We start from the raw sequence: 6,322 nt of genomic DNA on the forward strand, positions 1-6,322 counted from the left end.
CGGCACAAGGCCGCTCCTACAGGAAGCGGCCCTCAGGGGGTCAGCGCTCTCGCAAGGCTTCCGACTGAGCCTTGATGATCGGCTTGAGCAGGTAGCTCATGATGGTTTTCTTGCCGGTCATGATGTCCACGGTGGCGACCATCCCGGGAATGATCAGCAGCGGCTTTTCATCGGTGCCCAGGTGGCTGCGGTCGGTACGCAGCTTGATCAGGTAGTAGGTGGTCTTCTTGTCTTCGTCGGTGATGGTGTCGGCACCGATCTGTTCCAGCTTGGCCTTGAGCCCGCCGTAGATGGTGTAGTCGTAGGCGGTGAACTTGACCGTGGCTTCCTGACCGGGGTGCAGGAAGGCGATGTCCTTGGGCAGGATCTTCGCCTCGATGACCAGGCTGTCGTCGAGCGGCACAATCTCGACGATATCGCTGCCCGGCTGGATCACACCACCGATGGTATTGACCAGCAATTGCTTGACGATGCCGCGCACCGGCGAGGTGACCAGGGTGCGGTTGACCCGGTCGTCCAGTGCTTTGCTGGTGGCGGTGGCCTTGTTCAGCTCTGTACGCGCCTCGTTGAGCTGGGTGAGGGCCTCGCTGCGGAACTTGCCGCGGGTTTCCTCAATCTTGCTCTGGACCTCCCTGATCGCCGCCTCGGCGCGCGGGATGGCCAGGGCGGTGGCATCCAGCTGGCCACGATTCTCCACCTCGGCCCGGCGAAGACGCAGGATCTCGACTTGTGAAATCGCACCCTGGGCGACCAGCGGCTCGGACATGGAGATTTCCTGGCGCAGCAGGCGCAGGCTGTTGGCGTACTGGGCACGCTTGGAATTGAATTCGCGCAGTTCCTGCTCGCGCTGCACCAACTGTTGTTGCAGGCCGCCGATTTCGTCCTGCAGTTGCTGGCGACGGCTCAAGTACAGCGACTCTTCATTGGCGGCCTGGCTCGGAGCGGCCTTGCGCAGCGCTTCGTCGATCTTCAACGGACGGTCCTCGACCTCGGCGCTCAGGCGTTCGACGCGAAGGGCCATGGCCAGGCGGTCGGCCTCGGTTTCGCCGACGTTGGAGGCGAAGCGGGTTTCGTCCAGGCGCAGCAGCGGCTGGCCGACTTCCACCACCTCCCCTTCCTTGGCGAAGATTTCAGCAACGATGCCGCCTTCCAGGTTCTGGATCTTCTGCACCTTGGACGAGGGGATGGCCTTGCCTTCGCCACGGGTGACCTCGTCGATGTGGGCGAAGCTGGCCCAGACGATCAGGAACACGAAGAAGGCGATCACCCCCCAGATGGTCAGGCGCACGACACGTGGCGCATCCTCGATCAGGGCCTTGTTGACCTCGGGCAGGGGCCCGCTGAGCGATTCCGAACCTTTGAAATAGCGGCGCAGGTTGTCCGTGAAACGCCCCATATCCAGCTTATGCAACACTGATCTGCCCCTTCTTCAGCGCATCCATGACCGCGGCCTTCGGGCCATCGGCGACAATCTGCCCTCGGTCGATGACCACCAGGCGATCGACCAGCGACAACAGCGAGGCACGGTGAGTGACCAGCAGCACGGTCTTGTTCTCGATCACCGCCTGCAACCGCTGCTTGAGGCGCTCTTCGCCGGTGTTGTCCATGGCGCTGGTGGGCTCGTCGAGCAGCAGAATCTGCGGGTTGAGCAGCAGCGCACGACCCAGGGCGACGTTCTGCCGCTGGCCGCCAGAGAGGTTCTGGCCACGCTCGCCGACCTGCAGCTCGTAGCCGTCCGGGTGCAGGCGGGCGAACTCGTGCACACCCGCAAGCTCCGCTGCCTGCAGCACCAGCTGGTCCTCGATGTAGCGGGCGCCACTGACCAGATTGTCGCGCAGGGTACCGGCCAGCAGTTGGATGTCCTGGGGCACGTAGCCGATGTTGTGACGCAACTCGCTGACATCCACCTGACGGATGTCCACGCCATCGACCAGCAACGAACCGTTGTCGGCCTGGTAGAGGCCGACGATCAGCTTGGCCAGCGAGCTCTTGCCCGAGCCGCTACGGCCGATGATGCCAATCTTTTCGCCTGGGCGAATGTTCAGGTTGATGCCCTTGAGGGCCTGGTTCTGCTGGTTCGGGTAAGTGAAGTCGACCCCTCGGAACTCGATGGCGCCTTGCAGGGTGCGGCGGCTCATGGGCCGTTCCTCGAAATTGCGCTCCTGGGGCAGCTCCATCATTTGGTCGGTGGCGGTCATGGTCACCTTGGCCTGCTGGTAGCGCGCCAGCAGGCCATTGAGCTGGCTGAGCGGGCCAAGGGCGCGGCCGCTGAGCATGTAGCAGGCTACCAGCCCGCCCATGGTGAGCTGGCCGTCGATGATCAGGTAGACGCCGACGCAGATCATCGCCACGCCTGCCAGCTGCTGGACCAGCGAGGTGATGTTCATCGCCAGACTCGACAGCATCTTGACCCGCAGCTCCAGGCGGCTGAGGGTGCCGAGGGTTTGCTCCCACATGTACTGGCGTTCGCTTTCGGCGTTGTTGACCTTCACCGCATCGAGCCCGGCCAGGGTTTCGATCAGGCTGGACTGGCGCTCGGCGGCAAGCGCCATGGTCCGCTCCATGGTGGCCATCAGCGGTTTCTGCAGGGCGTAGCCAATGCCCAGGGCCAGCGGGAAGGCAATGATCGGTATCCATACCAGATGCCCACCGATGATGGCGATGACGATCAGGATGAGCACGGTGAACGGCAGGTCGATCAGGCTGGTCAGGGTCAGCGAGGCGAGAAAATCGCGCAGGCCCTGGAACTCATGGATGTTCTGGGCAAAGCTGCCGACCCTGGCGGGACGGTACTTCATGGCCATGCCGACGATGCGCTCGAACAGGGTCGCCGAGATGATCAAGTCGGTCTTCTTGCCGGCAAGGTCCAGGCAGAGGCTGCGCAGGCCCTTGAGGATCAGGTCGAAGATATAGGCCCCGGTGATGCCGATCGCCAGTACCCAGAGGGTCGAAGTAGCCTGGTTGGGCACCACCCGGTCGTAGACGTTCATCACGAACAGCGGCGCGGCCAGGGCGATGAGGTTGATCACCAGGCTCGCAGCAATGGCATCGATGTACAACCAGCGGCTGCGCATCAGGGTATCGCGGAACCAGGAGCGCGCACGCGGGATCAGGTTGCCGTGGTTGACGTCGAACTTGTGCTGCGGCTGGGCGAAGAACACCAGGCCGCTGTAGTCCTCCAGCAGCGCCTCGCGGCTGACGTGCACCTCGCCACCATCGCTCTCGCTGAGCAGCAGGCGTGCAGTGTCGTGATTCTCCCAACCGAGCAGGACGGCGCTGCGGCCCTCCTTGAGCAGCAGCATGGCCGGCATCGCGATGCTGGGGATGTGCTCGAGCTTGCGTTGCAGCAAGCGCCCCTGCAGACCGGCCCGGGCGGCCGCGCGGGGCAGCAGCTCGGGGCTCAGGCGCTGGGCAGGCAGCGGCAGGCCGGTGGTCAGCATGGCCCGGCTGGCGGGCTTCTGATGCAGGACACACAGGGTCAGCAGACTGTCCAGCAAAGGGTCGTCATGCTGACTGCGTGGATCGTGGCTGAGTTGGACTCGACGGACTTCGGATTCCACGCGGCGCTCTCTTCATCCTTGGTTTAGATGGGGCGGGTGCGCCTTTCAGTTCATGCCTGGAAGGCTCACCTTGGGTTTCAGGTCGTTCTGCACTACGGTCGCCATGGGAGCTACGACACCCTGGCTCTTGAGCAGCTGACCAATGGTCGCCTTGATTCGATACTGAGTAAACAATTGTAGATTCATTACTTCTACGAGACGACGCTGGGCGGTGAAGGTTTCATTTTCACTGTCGAGCAGGTCGAGCAAGGTGCGCTCGCCGAGGCTGAACTGCTGCTGGTAGGCACTGCGCACGCGGTTACTGTGGTCGACGTATTGCCGGGCGATCGGCAACTGGGCATTGGCGTTGTCCAGAGCATTCCATGCCAGGCCCAGTTCTTCATTGAGCTGGCGCAAGGCATTGTTACGAATGTCCAGCGCCTGGTTGGCCAGGTACGACTTGGACTGCAGGTCGGCCTTGTTACTGCCACCGGCATACAGGTTGAAGTTCATGCGCAGCATGGCCTGCCACTCATTGTTGTGACCGCGGGCACCGTCCAGGTTGTTATCGGCCGTGCGGCCGAGTTCTGCATCGAAGCGCGGGTAGAAGCTGGACTTGGCCGCCTCGTACTGTTTCTCCGCAGCCGCGATATCCGATTCGGCCGAGCGCAGTACCGGGCTGCTCTCGATCATCTGCAAGCGTGCTTCTTCGAGGTTGGCCGGCAGCAGGTCGATGAACGGCGCGGGCTTGCTGAGCTCATCCGGCATCTGGCCCACCACGCTCAGGTAGTTGGTATTGGCATCGGCCAGGTTGGTCTGCTCGGTGATCAGGTTGTTGCGTGCCTGGGCCAGGCGCGCCTCGGCCTGGTCGAGGTCGGCCATGCGACCGACACCGCGGCTTGTACGCAGCTGAATCTGGTCGAGGATGCGTTCGTGGTTGCGCAGGTTGTCCTCGGCCAGGCGCACCATCTCGCGACGCGCCAATACATCCAGGTACACCTGGGCGACCGTCAACGCGGTGCGCTCGGAGGTTCCCATCAACGAGTAGGCCCGGGCATTGACGGTGGCTTGTTGACGCCCGACCTCGCTGGAGGTGGCGAAACCGTCAAAAACCATTTGCCGAAGACGCACGGCGGACTCGCCACGGTTCAGCGTCTCCCATCGATTGCCGGTACTCGGGCTGTCAGTCCCCTCCCGACCATAACCGGCCGTCAGGTCGACCCGCGGCAAATAGCCGCCCTGCGCGGCGCGCAGTTGATAGTCCGCAGCCACCCGGGCGTTGACCCCGGCCTGGATTTCCGGGTGCACCTCGAGTGCCTTCTGCATGGCTTCAGGCAGGGTTTGTGCTTGGGCGAAAGTGGCGGCAAAAGCGAGAGGAATAGCGGTGAACAGTGACGCACGCATTTTTACTGATTCCCGAGGGAGCTGTTGTCCCAAATCACAGCCGTAGCTGTTCCAACCTTGGAAAATGGCGACCTGATGGACCGTAATACGGACTTCCGAAGGGGTACTGGATGTACGAAGGAAGGATGGCTGCCGGTTAAATATCAATGTGACATTACTTGGACGATTGTTTAGGATGACAACCAGAAGGTCAATACTTTGGCATAAAGTTAATAGCCAGAAATTATAGACGTAAATTTGACGAATTAACGCGTCAAAACTTTTTTGAAATATTCCATCGGCAGGCCGCACACGTACACCGGCTGGGCATGGAAGCCATCTGAACGGGAAACCCGGAGAGTCCAATGAGCAGTGTTGTTGCCATCGTCAAAAGCATTGTTGGCCAAGTCGTCGCAGAATCCCCTGAAGGCATCCGCCGTGTGCTGGTCGAAGGCGACCGCCTGTTCGTCGGCGAGCAGGTGCTGACCGGCCCGGGTGGCGCCGTCACTCTGGAGCTGGCCGATGGCCGCCTGCTCGACCTGGGCCGCGACTCCCAGTGGAGCGCCGACGCACCCGACAGCACTGCCGACCTGAGCCAGGCAACCGCCCAGGCGGCGCCTTCCGTGGAAGAACTGCAGCAGGCCATCGCCGCGGGCCTCGACCCGACTACCGAACTCGAGGCACCGGCAGCCGGCCCGGCTTCAGCGGGTGGCAATGGCGCCTTGGGGGGCGGCCATAGCTTCGTGATGCTCGAGGAAACTGCGGGCGCCGTGGACCCGACCATCGGCTTCCCGACCGACCCTCTGGGCTTTGCAGTCGCGCAGGCCAATGAGGAGATCGGCGGACTCGACCCCAACGGCACGACGGCCAACAACGTCCCCGTCGCCACCGGCCTGACCCTCACCGCCACTCCTTCGATCACCGAAGCGGGTGGCGTAATCGTCTATACCGCCACCGTGGGTCAGCCGCCCTTGACCAACCTGACCGTGACCCTGTCCAACGGCGCGGTCATCGTGATTCCGGCTGGCCAAACCAGCGGCAGCGTCAATGTCACCATCGCGCCGAATGACACAGTGTATGTCGACGGCGGCGAGATCTCCGCCTCCATCACCGGCACCAGCGGTGGCAATGGCCTGGTCGTCACCCCGGACACGCGCCCGGCGGTAACCGAAGTCACCGATACCATCGACAACACCACAGCCACGCTGACCGCGACACCGAGCGTGAGCGAAGGCGGTGTGATCACCTATACCGTAACCCTGAGCAACCCCGCCCAGACACCGGTGACTGTCACCCTGTCCAACGGCCAGACCATCACCATCAAGGCCGGCGAAACCACGGGCACCGTGGACTTCCAGACTCCGGCCAATGACGTTTACAACAATGGCAGCACCGTTAGC

At 62.7% G+C, this 6,322-nt stretch carries 4 protein-coding genes; 1 reads left to right on the forward strand and 3 read right to left on the reverse strand.

Annotated features, from left to right (window positions below; translation table 11 throughout):
• Positions 1 to 40 precede the first annotated feature (40 nt).
• The 3 genes from ACNFG0_RS04485 to ACNFG0_RS04495 are packed head-to-tail and all read right to left on the reverse strand — an operon-like array spanning position 41 to position 4,943.
• Entirely contained in the window at positions 41 to 1,396 is a 1,356-nt protein-coding gene (locus ACNFG0_RS04485; protein WP_196143827.1) for an HlyD family type I secretion periplasmic adaptor subunit, read from the reverse strand.
• 7 nt (positions 1,397 to 1,403) lie between these two features.
• Positions 1,404 to 3,560, reverse strand: coding sequence for a type I secretion system permease/ATPase (locus tag ACNFG0_RS04490; protein ID WP_416764087.1), 2,157 nt, complete (start codon positions 3,558 to 3,560; stop codon positions 1,404 to 1,406).
• A 45-nt stretch (positions 3,561 to 3,605) separates the two neighbouring features.
• Positions 3,606 to 4,943 carry a TolC family outer membrane protein gene (locus ACNFG0_RS04495; protein WP_196156596.1) on the reverse strand — a complete coding sequence of 446 codons (1,338 nt, stop codon included), beginning with the start codon at positions 4,941 to 4,943 and terminating at the stop codon, positions 3,606 to 3,608.
• A gap of 344 nt (positions 4,944 to 5,287) precedes the next feature.
• Here ACNFG0_RS04495 and ACNFG0_RS04500 point away from each other — a divergent pair.
• Positions 5,288 to 6,322: retention module-containing protein (locus tag ACNFG0_RS04500; protein WP_416764088.1), on the forward strand; the 1,035-nt coding region annotated here is incomplete at its 3' end.

Origin of the sequence: Pseudomonas sp. NY15372 (assembly GCF_048068215.1) — a bacterium.
Lineage (GTDB): Bacteria > Pseudomonadota > Gammaproteobacteria > Pseudomonadales > Pseudomonadaceae > Aquipseudomonas > Aquipseudomonas guariconensis_A.

Coding starts and splice junctions, on each gene's coding strand:
- ACNFG0_RS04495 (WP_196156596.1), bottom strand. CDS start 4,943: ATGCGTGCGTCACTGTTCACCGCTATTCCTCTCGCTTTTGCCGCCACT.
- ACNFG0_RS04485 (WP_196143827.1), bottom strand. CDS start 1,396: ATGGGGCGTTTCACGGACAACCTGCGCCGCTATTTCAAAGGTTCGGAA.